Origin of the sequence: Aeromicrobium sp. CF4.19, assembly GCF_051262555.1 — a bacterium.
Lineage (GTDB): Bacteria > Actinomycetota > Actinomycetes > Propionibacteriales > Nocardioidaceae > Aeromicrobium.
The window spans coordinates 1-14,742 of record NZ_JBIMEU010000001.1; the positions used below are offsets into that span (position 1 = coordinate 1).

Here is a 14,742-nt window from a genome sequence, read left to right on the forward strand (position 1 = left end):
CCAGCACAGCTGCACGGGATTCTTCCGTGTGCACGAGTTGCTTCCCGTGCAGACGAAGGAAAACCGTGCAGATCCTCTCCCGGTCACCCGGCCCCGGCTACCACGTGGCCGTGATCTCCTCGCGGAGCCAGGACTCCACCAGCCAGCTGGAGATGGAGACGCCTCGCGGTGGCAGCAGGAGGGTGCCGGCGTCGGCCTCTGCCTTGAGCTCCTCGCGCGTCACCCAGCGCGCCTCGGCGATCTCGACCTCGTCGATCGTGATCTCGGTGGTCGTCGCACGTCCGTGGAAGCCCAGCATGAGGCTGGCGGGGAAGGGCCAGGGCTGGCTGCCGGCATAGCGGACCTCGCCGACGCCGACCCCCACCTCCTCGTCGACCTCCCGACGCACGGCATCCTCCAGCGTCTCCCCCGGCTCCACGAAGCCCGCCAGCGTGGAGTAGCGGCCCTCGGGCCACGCGGCCTGACGCCCGAGCAGCGCCCGGTCCTCGTCGTCGGTGATGAGCATGATGACGGCGGGATCGGTGCGCGGGAAGTGGCTCTTCCCGCAGCCTCCGTCGTCGACGCTGCACACGCGCAGGTGGCCGGACTGGCGAACCTGCGTGCGGGTACCGCAGACCGGACAGAACGGCGTGCTCATGAGCCATCGGGCCATGGCGACGCCGTGCAGGGCGAGGGAGAGCTCGTCGGAGTCCAGCAGCGGCGCCAGGATGCGCAGGCTCATGGGCCCGAGCTCCTCCGCCACCCGATCGACCACGACGGCGGCATGGTGTCGACCGTGCTGCTCGCCGAGGTAGATCCACTCCCCCTCGGGCGCCTCCTGCAGGCTGATCCAGCGCACTGCGGGACCATCGGTCGTGGCCACGTGCTCGCCGCCGAGCACCAGGACGCGCGGGTCCTCGGCTCGCCAGAGGTCGTCCTTGCGCAGAGCCCCTTGTCGGTCGTGGTGGGATCGGTCGAAGGCGAAGATGCTCACGGCGTCAGCGTAGGACCCGCCTCCCCGGCCAGCCGCTCCAGCGCCTCGCGGCCGAGCAGCTCGTCGGCGCCGAAGCGCTGCACCTCTCCGAGCCGGACGTAGTAGAACGCCGCCGTGACCCGCGCAGGGTCGATGCCCTGCAGCTCGGCCCAGGCGAGCCTGTACAGGCTCAGCTGGAGGGGGTCAGCCGACGTCGTGCGGCTGGTCTTCCAGTCCACCACCTCGAAGCCGGGCCCGTCAGGCGTCCGCGCCCCGAAGACGGCGTCGATGCGCCCGATCACCTGCTGCCCGGCCAGGACGATCGAGAACGGCGCCTCGATGGCGTGGGGGGTCGCGTCGCCGTACGGACCAGCCTCGAACATCGCGATCACCTCGTCGAGCTCGGCGTCGCTGGCGAGGTCGACGTCGCCCTGACCGGGCAGCTCGGTCGGGTCGAGCAGCGGCTGCTGGCCGTAGTGCGCCTCCACCCAGGCGTGGAAGCGCGTGCCGAAGCGTGCCGCTCCCGAGGGCCTGCGCGGCATCGGGCGGGCCAGCGAGCGGGCGAACGCCGCCTCGTCCTCGTGCATCGCCAGCACGGCGGTGGCCGACAGGGCCTGCGGCACCGGGACGACGCGCGTGGGAGCAGCCGCCGCTTCGGCCTCGGCCAGCAGGAGGTCGATGTCGGCAGACAGCTCCGCCAACCGGTCTGTGGGCAGCTCCGGGGCGGGTTCGCCCGGCTCCTCCAGCGCCGACACGACCTCCGCGGCCAGGGCGCGTCGGCCCTGCAGCGGTGGCGGTGCCGCCGGCCAGGCGATGCCGTCGGCGAGCACGAGGTTGGGGTTGGTCTCGTCCTCGGCCGGGGCGGGAGCCCAGTGCAGTGGCTGGACGCCCTGCTCGGCCAGCCAGTCACGGGTGGTGGTCAGGAAGGCCGACGGGCCGCGGGGCTTCAGCTGCGTGCGTCCCCACCAGTGCCCGGTGACCACGACGCGCCGCTTCGCCCGGGTGTAGGCGACGTACCCCAGGCGAAGCTCCTCCATCAGCGCCTCCTGACGCAGCGCCTTCTTGTACTCGGCACCCGCGGACGGTGTCCACTCGGCCAGCTCGGGCAGGCTCGCGGCGTCCCCGCGCAGGGAGGCCGGCAGCGTGTGGGTGCTGGTGGTCCAGTTGGGACGTCCACCTCCCGAGGGGAAGACGGTCTCGGAGACGAGCGGCACGAGGACCGTGTCCCACTCCAGGCCCTTGGCCTTGTGCACCGTGAGCAGCTTGACGGAGTCGGACTCCGACGGCGTGGAGACCTCCATGCCGTCGTTGAAGTCCTGCTCGGCACGCAGGTAGGCGACGAGCCCGGACAGCGAGGCGTACCGGTCGGTCTGTCCGTACGCGGCGACGGCCTCCAGGAACAGCGCCAGGTTGTCGGTGCCTCCCGCGACGTCGCCGGCCTCCAGCTCGATGTCGACGTCGAGGGCGCGGACGGCGCGGCGGGCGAGGTCGAGCAGTGGCTCGCCGACGTGGCTGCGGACGAGACGGATGACGCGGGAGAGGTCGGCGAAGCGCGGTGGTGCGCTCGGGTCGTACAGGAGCTCACCCGGGTCGTCGAGGGCGTCGGCCAGCAAGACGACCTCGGTGGGGTCGGTGCCCTCGACGGCCCGCGCGAGCTCATCGGCGAGGGTGGTCTCGTCGTCACGCCCACCGCTTCGTCCGCTCAGCGCACCGGCACGCCTGCCGAGCAGGGCGAGGTCACGGGGGCCGATGTTCCAGCGCGGGCCGGAAAGCAGCCGCAGCAGCGCCGGGTTGGCCGTGACGTCCTCGACGACCTCCAGCAGCGAGAGGACGTCGAGCACCTCCGGCTGGGCGAGCAGCCCGGCCAGGCCCACGATCTCGAACGGCACGTGCGCGTCGCGCAGCGCCTTGACGATCTCGCCGTTCTCCCGGGCGACGCGGACGAGGATGGCGACGTCCTTCCACGACGTGCCGGCGTCGTGCACGCGCACGACCTCGGCCACCAGCGCGGCGATCTCCTCACCGACGGTGGCGTGCAGCGCCACGTCGACGCGCCCGCCGGGCGGCAGCGCCGAGACCAGCGGCTGGACCACCGCGGATGTGGCGTAGAAGGGCGACGCGAGGTGGTTGGCGACGTCGATGATCTCCGGAGCGCACCGCCGGGTCTCCACGAGGGCGAACTGGCGTCCGCGGGCACCGTCCGAGGCGGGGAAGTCCTCGAGGAAGTCCTCGAGGTTGCCGGTGGCTGCCCCGCGCCACCCGTAGATGCCCTGGGCGGGGTCGCCGACCGCGGTGACGGGGAGCCCGGAGAACAGGTGGCGAAGGAGGTCGCGCTGGGCCACAGAGGTGTCCTGGTACTCATCGAGCAGGACGACGCCGTAGCGCTCGCGCATCGCCTCGCCCACCTCCGGCAGGGCGGCGAGCCGGGCGCCCCAGGCCATCTGGTCGGAGAAGTCCATGACGCCCTCGGCGGCCTTGGCCGCGCGGTAGCGCTCCACGAGCACGCTCAGCTCGGTGCGGCGACGCGCGGTGGCGGCCGCGTCGCGCAGCAGGGCGGGCTTGCCGAGCGCATCGAACTCGGCCACGACGGCCGCGTCGTGCTCGCGCAGCGTCTGCGGCTCGACCAGGTGCTCGGAGAGCTGGGAGTCCAGCGCCATGACCTGCCCGACGAGTGTCGGCACGTGGGTGCCGATGTGCTCCAGAGGTCCGTCGTGGGACTCGATGACGCGAGCCATCCGCTGGAACCGCGACGCATCGGTGACGATGCGCAGGTCCGGCTCGATGCCGAGCCTGAGCCCGTGCTCGGCGATGAGCGAGCCCGCGAACGCGTGGTAGGTGGAGGCGACCGGGTCGCCGCGCGGCTCGTCGGGGTCCTCGGGCAGGTGCTCCAGGCCGGCGCGGATGCGCTGACCCAGCTCCGCGGCGGCCTTGTTGGTGAACGTCAGGCCGAGGATCCGCTCGGGTGGGACGTCCAGGTGGCCCACGAGCCACAGCACACGTGCGGCCATCACCGTCGTCTTGCCCGAGCCGGCCCCGGCGATGATCGCCCCGGGGCGGTCGAGTCCGGCCGTGATGGCCTCGGCCTGAGCCTCGGAGAACGGGATGTCGAGCAGGTCACGGAGGTGGTCGATGTCGCGGACGGCCCTCATCATCCACCTGCCCGACCGTGACGCTCCTGCTGACGCACGAGCACGCTGGCCCCGGCGTCCTGGGCCGGGCACACGCGGTGGAACTGGCAGTAGCCGCACGCGGACTGCGAGGCCGTGGCCACGAACTCCTCGGCGTCGATGGCGTGCACGGAGCGACGCAGCTGCTCGAGCGCGATGAACGGCTCGTCGGGACGTGGACCGTCCTGGGGCTGGACCTTCGGCAACCCGGTGCTGCCCGCCTCGGCACGCAGCTGCACGAGCTCCGCTCCAGCGGCCGGCGCCCCCTCGGCGACGTCCGCCGTGGCACCGGCGTCGACGGCGACCTGGTAGACGCCCAGCTGGGGGTGGACCGCGATGTCCTTGCTGCCGGGCGGGTTCTTGGACGTCTTGAGGTCGACGACGTGGACGCCGTCGACACCGACCTCCACACGGTCCATCGAGCCGCTCAGCTGCACCGTGCGGCCGTCGACGTCGACCTCGACGGTGAAGTCGTGCTCGGCCGCGACGACCTCGCGCGGGTTCTCGGTGTGCCAGCGGCAGAACCGGCCGATGGCCTCGACGGCCGCCTGCTTCTCCCGCCCCGAGACCCAGGGCGCGTACTCCAGCTCGGGCCAGACCTCATCCAGGTGGGCCGCGAGCGCGACCGGGTCGGCCTCCAGCCCGGACTCCACGACGTCGGCGGCGATCGCGTGCACGATCGAGCCGAAGCCCTGGGCGGAGCTGGTGCCCTGGCCGCCGCGCGCCTCGTGATCCAGGAACCACTGCAACGGGCACGTCATCAGCGTGGAGACCTGGCTGCCGGAGAGCCGCAGCGGCGTGTCTGCGGGACGGACCGGGGTCTCGGCGGCCGTGGGCGCGGCCAGGCCCCACCAGTGCTGCGGATGGGCGGCGCGCCCCGCAGGGTGCGTGGCCAGCCGGGCGAGCTGCTCGGCGGCCCGGCGGCGGACGGCGGGGTCCTCGGTGCCCTCCCCGATGCGGCGCAGCTCCGCGACGGCCGAGCGCAGTGACATGGCCCGGTGCGGGCGGTGCCGGACCTCGGGCAGCGAGCGCGTCGTGGGCGCTGCTCCGCTGACGTGGGCGTGCAGCTCGGTGACGAAGCGCGAGGGCTGGTCGCCCTCGTCGGTGCCGCTCTGGACCGCCGTGACGACGAGGTGTCGGCGGGCCCTGCTGCAGGCGACGTAGAACAGCCGACGTTCCTCCGCAGCGGACGTGCGGGCCGTCGCCGGCGGGAGCGGGCCGTCGACACCGAGTCGGTCGGCCTGCAGCAGCGTGCTGCGCAGCCGGGTGTCGGGCCAGACGTCGTCCTGGACGCCGGCGACGACCACGAGGTCCCACTCCAGCCCCTTGGAGCGGTGCGCGGTCATCAGCTGCACTGCTGCGCCGCTCTGGCCCTGCTGGGCGAGCGTGTCGCCGGGAATCTGCTGGGACTCCAGCGCCCGGACCACCTCGGCGACCGTACGGTGCGCCTCACGCTCCTCGGCCCTGGCCGCCTCGGCGAACAGCGCGCACAGGGCGTCGAGGTCGTGGTCGGCGCGGCCGGCGCCCTCCCCGTCGCCCTCGGCCTCGGCCTGCAGGCGGCGGGGCCAGGAGGTGCCGTCCCACAGGGTCCACAGCACCTCCTCCGCCGAGGCGTCGGCGTCGATCTGCTGCGCTGCACGGCCGAGCAGCCGGGCGACGTCGCGGGCAGCAGCGACCGCGTCGCCGGTGGGCCCGGGAGCCCGCAGCGAGTCGAGGAAGGTGGCGTCGGCGAGCGCCTCGGCGACGAGGAGGCGTGAGGACCGCGGCCTGCCCTCGGCATCGGCCTCGGCCCGACGCAGGACGCGGCCGAGGCGACGCAGCGACCCGGCGTCGAGCCCACCGAGCGGTCCGGTGAGCAGGGCGGCGGCGACGGCGGGGTCGAGGTGCTCTCCACGGTGCAGGGTCTCGGCGGCGTGCAGCGCCCCAACGAGCGTGCGGACGGCCGGCTCGAGCACGAGCGGGAGCTCGTCTCCGGCGACCTCGACGGGGACGCCGGCGGCGGTGAGGGTGCGCTGCAGCGGACCGAGCTGGGCCCCGGAACGCACCAGGACGGCCATGCGGTCCCAGGCCAGCGGCACCTCGGCCTTGAGGTGGGCCTCACGCAGCGTCAGTGCGATGTGCTCGGCCTCGGCGGTGGCCGAGGCGTAGGTGTGCACCTGCACCGTCCCGGGGTCCTCCACGGTCGACTCCGGACGCCTGAGGGCATCGAACCGACTCCCGTCGACGGCGCCGAGCGCGCCACGGTTCTCCACCACCGATCGCACGGCGGCCGCGATGGTGGGCCCGTAGCGGTTGGTGCGACCCAGGGTGATGGTCTCCGGGCGGCCGCCGGCCCACGTGAAGTTCTCGCGGAACCGCAGGATGCCGGTGACGTCGGCCCCGCGGAATCCGTAGATGGACTGGTACGGGTCGCCGACCACGACGAGGTCCCGGCCGTCACCGGCCAGCGCCTGCAGCAGCGCGACCTGGAGCGGGTCCGTGTCCTGGTACTCATCGACCACGACGAGTCGGAGCCGGCGCCGCCACCGCTCGCGGACGTCGGGGTCCTGGAGCAGACGGACCGCCTGGAAGACGAGATCGGTGTGGTCGATCGTGTTGGCGAAGCTGGCGACCGCGGTGAGCTCGTCGAAGAACCGGCCCGCCGCGGACCAGTCCGCCCGGCCGTGCTCGTCCCCCAGGTGCTCGAGGTCGAGAGCGTCCATGCCCCGGGCACGAGCTGCACCCATGAGTCGTTGCAGCTCGGTCGTGAGCCCGCGGGTGCGTAGGGCGGGCCGCAGCGCTGTGGGCCACTGCTCGGGGTCGGTGCCGGCGAGGACCTCGGCGATGACGGCGTCCTGCTCGGGAGCGCTCAGCAGCCTGATGGGCTGGGCGTACTCCGAGGCCGGCTGCTCGGCGCGCAGCAGGGCGTAGCAGAAGGAGTGGAACGTCATGGCCGGCGTCGTCGCCGTGGTGCGGTCCAGCCGGCGGGCGATCCGCGACCGCACCTCCTGGGCGGCCTTGCGGCTGAAGGTCAGGACCAGCACCTCATCGGTGCCGACCGCTCCGCCGTGCACCCGGTCGGCCACGAGCTCCACGAGCGTGGTGGTCTTGCCCGCTCCCGGCCCGGCGAGCACCTGCAGCGGGCCCCCGACCGTGGCGACGTGGTCGATCACCTGCTGCTGCGTGGGATCCAGCCGTACCGGCGGACGCACCGGACCGTCACCGGGGCGCTGCAGCAGGTACTCGACGGGCATGGGGACCATCCCACCAGACGGTCCGGACACCTCGGACCAGCCGCCTCAGGCGTCGACGTCCCAGAGCGCCTCGGCGAGGTGGACGCGTCCGCGTCGCACCGGCATGCCCTCCTCGATCCACCGCTGCTGGGCCTCCAGCATGAGCGGCGGCGCGAGGGTCCCGTCGGCCCGCACGACCCGCCACCAGCACACGGAGTGGCCGTACGTCGACATCACCCGTCCCACGTAGCGCGGGCCGTAGCCACCCGCGAGGTGCTCGGCGATGCGGCCGTAGGTGATCGCCCGTGCCTCAGGGATCGCCTCGACCAACCGCAGCACCCGTTCCACGTAGTGCTCGTCCATGTCGCCGTCCTCGATGGGCCGTCGGCCGACGGGTGCTCAGTAGCTGGGCTGGCTCGGGTCGATCTGGTTGACCCACGCCACGACGCCACCGCCGACGTGCACGGCGTCGGCGTACCCAGCACCCTTGAGCACCGCGAGCGCCTCGGCCGAGCGGACGCCCGACTTGCAGTGCAGCACCACCTGCGTGTCCTGGGACAGCTGCTCGAACGCCTTGCCGCTGAGGAAGTCGCCCTTGGGGATCAGCACGGCACCGGGGATGTTGTTGATGTCGTGCTCGACCGGCTCTCGCACGTCGACCAGCACGAAGTCCCGGCCGCCGTCGGCCCGCTCCTTGAGCCAGCCGTCGAGCGTCCCCACCGAGATGGTGGAGTCCGCGGCGGCGTCGGCGGCCTCGTCGCTGATGGCCCCGCAGAACGCCTCGTAGTCGTCCATCAGCTGCGTCGGCAGCTCACCGTTGGGATCGCGGCGGACCTTGAGGGTGGAGTAGCGCATCTCCAGCGCGTCGTAGACCATCAGCCGGCCGATCAGCGGGTCGCCGATGCCGGTGATGAGCTTGATGGCCTCGGTGACCATGATCGAGCCGATCGAGGCGCACAGGACACCCAGGACGCCGCCCTCGGCGCAGGAGGGGACCATGCCCGGCGGCGGCGGCTCGGGGTAGAGGTCGCGGTACTGCGGGCCCTCCTGGGCCCAGAACACCGACACCTGGCCCTCGAAGCGGAAGATGGAGCCCCACACGTAAGGCTTGTCGAGGATGACCGCCGCGTCGTTGACGAGGTAGCGCGTCGCGAAGTTGTCGGTGCCGTCGACGATGAGGTCGTACTGGGCGAAGATCTCCAGGACGTTGTCGTTGTCGAGGCGCTCGTTGTGCACGACCGTCGTGACGTACGGGTTGGTCTCGGCCACCGACGCCGCGGCGGACTCCGCCTTGGGCCGGTCGATGTCGGACTGGCCGTGGATGATCTGGCGCTGCAGGTTGGACTCGTCCACGACGTCGTCGTCGATGATGCCGAGCGTGCCGACGCCGGCCGCGGCGAGGTAGAGCAGCGCCGGGCTGCCGAGGCCGCCGGCCCCGATCACGAGGACCTTCGCGTTCTTGAGTCGCTTCTGGCCCACCATCCCGACGTCGGGAATGATCAGGTGCCGGCTGTAGCGGCGGACCTCGTCGATGGTGAGCTCGTCGGCGGGTTCCACGAGAGGGGCGACCACGGGGTCCTCCTTGGCTGGGTGACGTCTTTCACCGGTTCCAACACCGGCACCGGTGACCATTGTTCCCGGATCGGCGCCGTGCCGTGTCACCGTCCGCGGGTCGGACACCCCTGCGGTCTAGGCTGGCCCGGTGACCCAGCAGATGCCCGACCGCCCCCGATCGGGGCGGCTGCCTCGCAGCGCACGTCGGGCCCAGCTGCTGGAGGTGGCGCTCGAGGTCTTCGTCGAGCAGGGGTACCACTCGGCATCGATGGATGAGATCGCCGAGCGTGCCGGGGTGTCCAAGCCGGTCGTGTACCAGCACTTCCCCGGCAAGCTCGACCTCTACCTGGCGCTGCTGGAGACCTCACGCGACACCGTCATCGATGCCGTGAAGCAGGCCCTGGCCTCCACGACCGACAACCGTCAGCGTGTCCAGGCCACGATGGACCTCTGGTTCACCTACGTCGCCGACGAGGGCGCCGCGTTCCGGCTCGTCTTCGAGTCCGACCTCACCAACGACCCCGACGTCCGCGCCGAGGTCGACCGCGTCATCGTCGAGTCCGCGCAGGCGATCGCCGAGGTCATCCGCGAGGACACCAGCCTTCCCGCCGATGCTGCCCAGCTGCTCGCCCTGAGCCTGGTGGGCATGGGGCACGTCGCCGCCCGCAACTGGTTGGCGACGGAGTCCACACTGGACAAGGACGACGCCGTCCGACTGCTGGGCAACCTCGCCTGGCGGGGCATCGGCGGGTTCCCCCACGAGCGAAGCGAGTTCATGCAGCAGAGTGAGCGGAGCGAGTTCATGCAGCAGAGTGAGCGGAGCGAGCTCATGCACAGTGAACAGGGCGAGCCCGTCCAGCAGAGTGACCGACACGAAGGAGAAGTCTGACCATGGAGGTCAAGATCGGCGTCCAGAACGCCGCACGCGAGCTGTCCGTCGACACCGACGAGGCCCCTGACACCGTGCTGGAGGCGCTGCAGGGCGCACTCGGCGACGATCGTCTGTTCAGCCTCACCGACGCCAAGGGCCGCACCGTCGCGGTCCCGGCGGACAAGGTCGCCTACCTGTACTTCACCGCCGAGGGCGGCCGCAAGGTCGGGTTCGGGCTCGGCACCAGCGGCTGAGCCCAGCGGGCCCGGCGCGCTGCGAGAGCACGGTCCGGGCCGGATACTCAGGGAGTGAGCTCCTTCGACCCGGCAGCACCCCCGCTGTCGGGGCCACGCATCATGCGTCAGGACTGGCGTGACATCGCCTTCGTCCACTGGGCGGTCGACCCGGAGCGGGTGAGCCACCTCCTGCCGACGGGCACCCGGCCGGACGTGCTCGACGGACGGACCTACGTGGGACTGATCCCGTTCACGATGCACCGCGCCGGGCTCGGGCGTGGGCCGGCCGTGCCCTACCTCGGGGACTTCCCGGAGCTGAACGTCCGGCTCTACTCCGTCGACGACCGAGGACGCCACGGCGTCGTGTTCCTCTCCCTGGAGACCTCACGCCTGCTGGTCGCTCTCGGGGCGAGGCTGGCCTTCGCGACGCCCTACGCCTGGGCGCGGATGCGGTTCGAGCGCGATGCGGACCTGCTCACCTGTCGCTCGCGGCGCCGCTGGCCGACTCCGCGCGGGGCGTCCGCGACGATGTCGGTGCAGGTCCGCGAGCCCGTGGCGAGACCGGGCCCGGTGGAGCAGTTCGTGACCGCCCGCTTCGGCCTGCACACTCGCTGGGCCGGGCGAACCCTGTGGATTCCGAACCACCACGAGCCCTGGCCGCTGCGTCGCGCCGAGCTTCTCTCCCTCGACGACGACCTGCTCACGGCCGCCGGCCTGCCCGGCCTCGCCGGCCGCGCACCGGACTCGGTGCTGTTCTCCGAGGGCATCCACACGACCTTCGGGTTGCCACGACGCGTCTGAGGCGCCGGGCGGGGTCAGGCCGAGAGGCCCAGCGTCTCCATCCGCTCGGTGTGCGCCTCGGTGATGCGGGTGAACATGCGTCCGATGGCGGCGAGGTCCAGGCCGGGACCGTCGGCGCCACCGACGACGACGGCGCTGAGCGCGTCGCGCTCCGCCACCACGGTCTGTGCCTGGCTGAGCGCCTCCCCCATCAGGCGTCGGCCCCAGAGGGCCAGCCGACCGGCGATGCGATGGTCTGCCTCGATCGCCGATCGCACCTGGTCCACGACGAAGTCCGAGTGCCCCGTGCCACTCATCGTCTCCACGACGATCTCGCGGGTCTCGCCGTCGAGGTAGGCCGCGACCTCGCGGTAGAAGTCCGAGGCGAGCCCGTCGCCGACGTAGGCCTTGACCAGGCCCTCCAGGAAGTCCGACGGACGGGTCTTGGCGTGGAAGGCGGCGAAGATCGACTCGAAGGGGTCCATGGCCGCGAACGGGTCCTCGCCGAGCTCCACGAGCCGGTCGCGCAGCTGCTCGAAGTGGTGGAACTCCGCCGCTGCCATCGCTGCGACCTCGACCTTGGCCCGCAGGTCAGGGGCCATCCGGGCGTCGGCCACCAGTCGCTCGCACGCGCTGATCTCGCCGAGCGCGAGCAGTCCGAGCAGCTCCACCACGCCCGTGCGGTAGGCGGGGTCGTCGAGCGCGGAGGGAGGGGGAGGATCCTGGCGGGCCATGGCACCGCAGCGTACTCCCCACCGCCGGCGGCCGAGGGCCGGCGGACGGGACGTTAGGATGGGCAACGACCATCAGTGTCCCAAGATTCGAGAGACCCCTGACTACCTTCAGAGATCTGGGCGTCATGCCCGAGATCGCCGACGCGCTCGACGCCGTCGGCATCAGTGAGCCGTTCCCCATCCAGGAGATGACCCTCTCGGTGGCCCTCATGGGCACCGACCTCATCGGCCAGGCCCGCACGGGCACCGGCAAGACCCTGGCCTTCGCCATCCCGGTGATCCAGCGGGCCGTCGCCCCGCACGACCCCGACCACGACCAGCTCGCCGCGCCCGGCAAGCCGCAGGCCCTCATCGTCTGCCCCACGCGTGAGCTGGCCATCCAGGTGGCCGGCGACGTCGCCACCGCCTCCAGGATCCGTGGCACCCGCAACCTGACGATCTACGGCGGCGTGCCCTACGAGCCGCAGCTGGATGCGCTGGAGTCCGGCGTCGACATCGTCGTGGGCACCCCCGGCCGCATCCTCGATCTCGCCAACCGTCGCGCGCTGGACCTCTCGCACGTCAAGGCGCTCGTGCTGGACGAGGCCGACGAGATGCTCGACCTCGGCTTCCTGCCCGACGTCGAGGCGATCATCTCCAAGACGTCGGAGCTGCGCCAGACCATGCTGTTCTCGGCCACCATGCCGGGCGCCATCGTCGGCCTGGCCCGCAAGCACATGCGCCACCCGATGAACATCCGTGCCGAGAGCTCGGAGGACACCCAGATGGTGCCCACCACCGCACAGTTCGTGTGGCAGGCGCACGAGATGGACAAGGCCGAGGTCGTCGCACGAATCCTGCAGGCCGAGGACGTCGGCCGTGTCCTCGTCTTCACCCGGACCAAGCGCACCGCCCAGCGGGTCGCCGACGACCTGGCGGACCGCGGCTTCCCCGCCTCCCCGCTGCACGGCGACATGGCCCAGACCGCGCGCGAGAAGGCCCTCCAGCGTTTCCGCGACGGCAAGATCAACATCCTCGTCGCCACCGACGTCGCAGCCCGTGGCATCGACGTCGCCGGCATCACGCACGTCATCAACTACAACTGCCCCGAGGACCACAAGACCTACGTCCACCGGATCGGGCGCACGGGTCGTGCCGGGGCCTCCGGCATCGCAGTCACGTTCGTCGACTGGGCCGACCTGACCCGCTGGAAGCTCATCAACACCGAGCTCGGCCTGCCCTTCGACGAGCCGCTGGAGACGTACTCCACCTCCGACCACCTCTTCCACGACCTCGGCATCCCCCGCGACGTCAAGGGCCGGCTCAAGCCGCCGGCGCCGCGGGAGGACAAGCCCGCCGGACGCGGCAACGGTGGTCGCTCCGGCAGCGGCGGCCGCTCCGGTGGTGGCCAGGGCTCGCGCTCGCAAGGTGGACGCGACGGCCAGCGCCAGGACGCCACCACCCAGGGCGGTGCCCGCCAGGATGGGGCCCGCCAGGATGGCGGCCAGGGCGAGGGCAGCGGCTCCAGCCGCAGCCGTCGACGCCGCCGCAACCGCACCCGCGGTGGCGAGACGGTCGCCAAGACGGCGGAGTAGCGACCGGCCCCCTGCCCTCTACCCCCTCCCCCAGCGGTGAGTTGGTCGTCCTACGTCGCCCGTTCGACCGGGAGGCGGTGGATCAGTCGTCTCATCGGCGTCCATTCGGCCACACAGTCACCGCCGAGGGCGATGATGGACGACCAGGTCACCGTTCCGAGGGCCGGGGCTCAGGCGGTGACGACGACCGTGGTCCCGATGTCGGCGAACGTCCACAGGGCCACGGCGTCGTCGCGCCACTGACGCACGCACCCGGCGGACAGGGCGGTGCCGAGCTGCTCCTTGGTCTGCTCCAGGTCCCCGGCGTTGTCCTTCGGCACGCTGTGGAAGCCGATCGGAGCCGTCCGCCCGGTGGTGAACTGGACGAAGAACTCCATCGTCCCGGAGTAGTCGAAGGCCGTGGCGTGCCGCGAGCGCGACGTGACGTCGTACGTACCGGGGTCGAGGTTGTCGTGCTTGCTGCCGGAGACGAGGTACGTGCGCTCGACCGCGCCGTCGTCGGCCACCAGCCAGACCCGCTGATCGCCCTCGGAGAAGACGACGCGTCGCCCCTCGCCGGAGTCGGCAGGCAGGGCAGGGTCAGCGTCGGCCGCCGGCTCCTCGGGCTCGGCGGGCGGCTCGACCTCGGGAAGGGCGGCGGCCAGCAGCGCCGGCTCCACCGCGTCAGCCACCAGGTCGTCGGCCGAGGCCGGCCCGCTGCTCAGCTGGGTCACGATGCCGCTGACGCCGATCACCAGCGTGAGGGCCACGGCACCGACGAGGGCGCCGAGCCGGCCGCGGTGGACCACGCTGCGACGCGCTGCCCGATGGTGTCCCACGGAACCCATCCTATCTTCGCCCCGCGTCACCGCTGCAGGAGGAACGTCGCGACCTCACGGTAGGCGTCGGCGCCCTTGTGGTTCCGGTGGGTGCCCAGGATGGACCGACCGATCGCGGGCGCCTCGGCGAACCGGATGGACTTGGGGATCGGCGGGTGCACGACCGGCAGGCCGTGCGTGTCCTCGATGGAGGCCAGCACGGCACGGGCGTGGTTGGTGCGACCGTCGTACATCGTCGGCAGGACGCCGATGATCTCCAGCTCGGTGTTGATGAACTGACGGACGTCGTGGATGGTGTCCAGCAGCTGGCCGACCCCCCGGTGGGAGAGGGTCTCGGCCTGCAGCGGGATCAGCACGCCCTGCGAGGCAGACAGCGCGCTGATCGTGAGCACGCCGAGCGTGGGCGGGCAGTCGACGATGATCCAGTCGTAGTCGTCGGCCACCTTGTCCAGTGCCACCCGCAGGCGCTGCTCGCGGCCGGTGCGGCTGACGAGGGCCTCCTCGGACTGCGTCACGGTGATGTTGGACGGCAGGATGTGCATGCCGTCATCGCTGACCACGATCGCGTCGTCCGGCTTGGCCTTGCCGAGCAGCACCTCACCCACGGTGACGTCGACGTCCTCGGGATCGATGCCCAGCGAGAACGTCAGCCCTCCCTGCGGGTCGAGGTCCACGAGCAGGACGCGCTGACCGCGCTCGGCCAGGGCGGCACCCAGCGAGGCCACGGTCGTGGTCTTGCCGACCCCGCCCTTCTGGTTCACCACTGAGATCGTCGTCGTCACGTGGCCATCATGCCACCGAGCCCGCGTCCACCGGGACGACGGTGCGTGGCATGCTGGCGATC

The 14,742-nt window shown here is 72.0% G+C and carries 12 protein-coding genes; 4 read left to right on the forward strand and 8 right to left on the reverse strand.

The window, feature by feature from the left end; genetic code table 11:
* Positions 1–97 precede the first annotated feature (97 nt).
* The 5 genes from nudC to moeZ are packed head-to-tail and all read right to left on the reverse strand — an operon-like array spanning position 98 to position 8,903.
* Positions 98–973: an NAD(+) diphosphatase gene (gene nudC / locus ACHAAC_RS00005; protein ID WP_435713802.1), complete on the reverse strand. Its 876-nt coding sequence runs from the start codon at positions 971–973 to the stop codon at positions 98–100.
* Positions 970–4,101, reverse strand: a complete 3,132-nt coding sequence (locus tag ACHAAC_RS00010) for a UvrD-helicase domain-containing protein (protein WP_435713803.1) — start codon at positions 4,099–4,101, stop codon at positions 970–972. Before ACHAAC_RS00010 ends, nudC begins: the two co-directional genes overlap by 4 nt.
* Positions 4,101–7,352 (reverse strand): ATP-dependent helicase, encoded by a 3,252-nt coding sequence (locus ACHAAC_RS00015; protein WP_435713804.1) that lies wholly within the window; start codon positions 7,350–7,352, stop codon positions 4,101–4,103. The genes ACHAAC_RS00010 and ACHAAC_RS00015 overlap by 1 nt, the downstream gene beginning before the upstream one ends.
* Positions 7,353–7,397: 45 nt before the next feature.
* Complete coding sequence (locus tag ACHAAC_RS00020) at positions 7,398–7,694, reverse strand: MGMT family protein (RefSeq protein ID WP_435713805.1); 297 nt, start codon at positions 7,692–7,694, stop codon at positions 7,398–7,400.
* A gap of 36 nt (positions 7,695–7,730) precedes the next feature.
* Entirely contained in the window at positions 7,731–8,903 is a 1,173-nt protein-coding gene (moeZ, locus tag ACHAAC_RS00025) for an adenylyltransferase/sulfurtransferase MoeZ (protein ID WP_435713806.1), read from the reverse strand.
* Between the two features lie 130 nt (positions 8,904–9,033).
* Between moeZ and ACHAAC_RS00030 the strand changes: the two genes are divergently transcribed.
* The 3 genes from ACHAAC_RS00030 to ACHAAC_RS00040 are packed head-to-tail and all read left to right on the forward strand — an operon-like array spanning position 9,034 to position 10,793.
* Positions 9,034–9,774 carry a TetR/AcrR family transcriptional regulator gene (locus ACHAAC_RS00030; RefSeq protein WP_435713807.1) on the forward strand — a complete coding sequence of 247 codons (741 nt, stop codon included), beginning with the start codon at positions 9,034–9,036 and terminating at the stop codon, positions 9,772–9,774.
* 2 nt (positions 9,775–9,776) lie between these two features.
* Complete coding sequence (locus ACHAAC_RS00035; protein WP_435713808.1) at positions 9,777–10,010, forward strand: DUF3107 domain-containing protein; 234 nt, start codon at positions 9,777–9,779, stop codon at positions 10,008–10,010.
* 54 nt (positions 10,011–10,064) lie between these two features.
* Positions 10,065–10,793 (forward strand): YqjF family protein, encoded by a 729-nt coding sequence (locus ACHAAC_RS00040; RefSeq protein ID WP_435713809.1) that lies wholly within the window; start codon positions 10,065–10,067, stop codon positions 10,791–10,793.
* Positions 10,794–10,807: 14 nt separating this feature from the next.
* Here ACHAAC_RS00040 and ACHAAC_RS00045 read toward each other — a convergent pair whose 3' ends face one another.
* Complete coding sequence (locus ACHAAC_RS00045) at positions 10,808–11,506, reverse strand: ferritin-like fold-containing protein (protein WP_435713810.1); 699 nt, start codon at positions 11,504–11,506, stop codon at positions 10,808–10,810.
* Positions 11,507–11,631: 125 nt separating this feature from the next.
* Here ACHAAC_RS00045 and ACHAAC_RS00050 point away from each other — a divergent pair, with 125 nt between their 5' ends.
* Positions 11,632–13,080: a DEAD/DEAH box helicase gene (locus tag ACHAAC_RS00050; RefSeq protein ID WP_435713811.1), complete on the forward strand. Its 1,449-nt coding sequence runs from the start codon at positions 11,632–11,634 to the stop codon at positions 13,078–13,080.
* Positions 13,081–13,250: 170 nt separating this feature from the next.
* On the opposite strand, the gene ACHAAC_RS00055 is transcribed toward ACHAAC_RS00050, so the two are convergent.
* Positions 13,251–13,898, reverse strand: a complete 648-nt coding sequence (locus tag ACHAAC_RS00055; RefSeq protein WP_435713812.1) for a L,D-transpeptidase — start codon at positions 13,896–13,898, stop codon at positions 13,251–13,253.
* A 26-nt stretch (positions 13,899–13,924) separates the two neighbouring features.
* A complete protein-coding gene (locus ACHAAC_RS00060; RefSeq protein WP_435713813.1) occupies positions 13,925–14,680 on the reverse strand; it encodes a ParA family protein in 756 nt (251 codons plus the stop codon).
* Positions 14,681–14,742: the final 62 nt, after the last annotated feature.

Coding starts and splice junctions, on each gene's coding strand:
- ACHAAC_RS00020 (WP_435713805.1), bottom strand. CDS start 7,694: ATGGACGAGCACTACGTGGAACGGGTGCTGCGGTTGGTCGAGGCGATC.
- ACHAAC_RS00015 (WP_435713804.1), bottom strand. CDS start 7,352: ATGCCCGTCGAGTACCTGCTGCAGCGCCCCGGTGACGGTCCGGTGCGT.
- ACHAAC_RS00045 (WP_435713810.1), bottom strand. CDS start 11,506: ATGGCCCGCCAGGATCCTCCCCCTCCCTCCGCGCTCGACGACCCCGCC.
- ACHAAC_RS00035 (WP_435713808.1), top strand. CDS start 9,777: ATGGAGGTCAAGATCGGCGTCCAGAACGCCGCACGCGAGCTGTCCGTC.
- ACHAAC_RS00050 (WP_435713811.1), top strand. CDS start 11,632: ATGCCCGAGATCGCCGACGCGCTCGACGCCGTCGGCATCAGTGAGCCG.
- ACHAAC_RS00010 (WP_435713803.1), bottom strand. CDS start 4,101: ATGAGGGCCGTCCGCGACATCGACCACCTCCGTGACCTGCTCGACATC.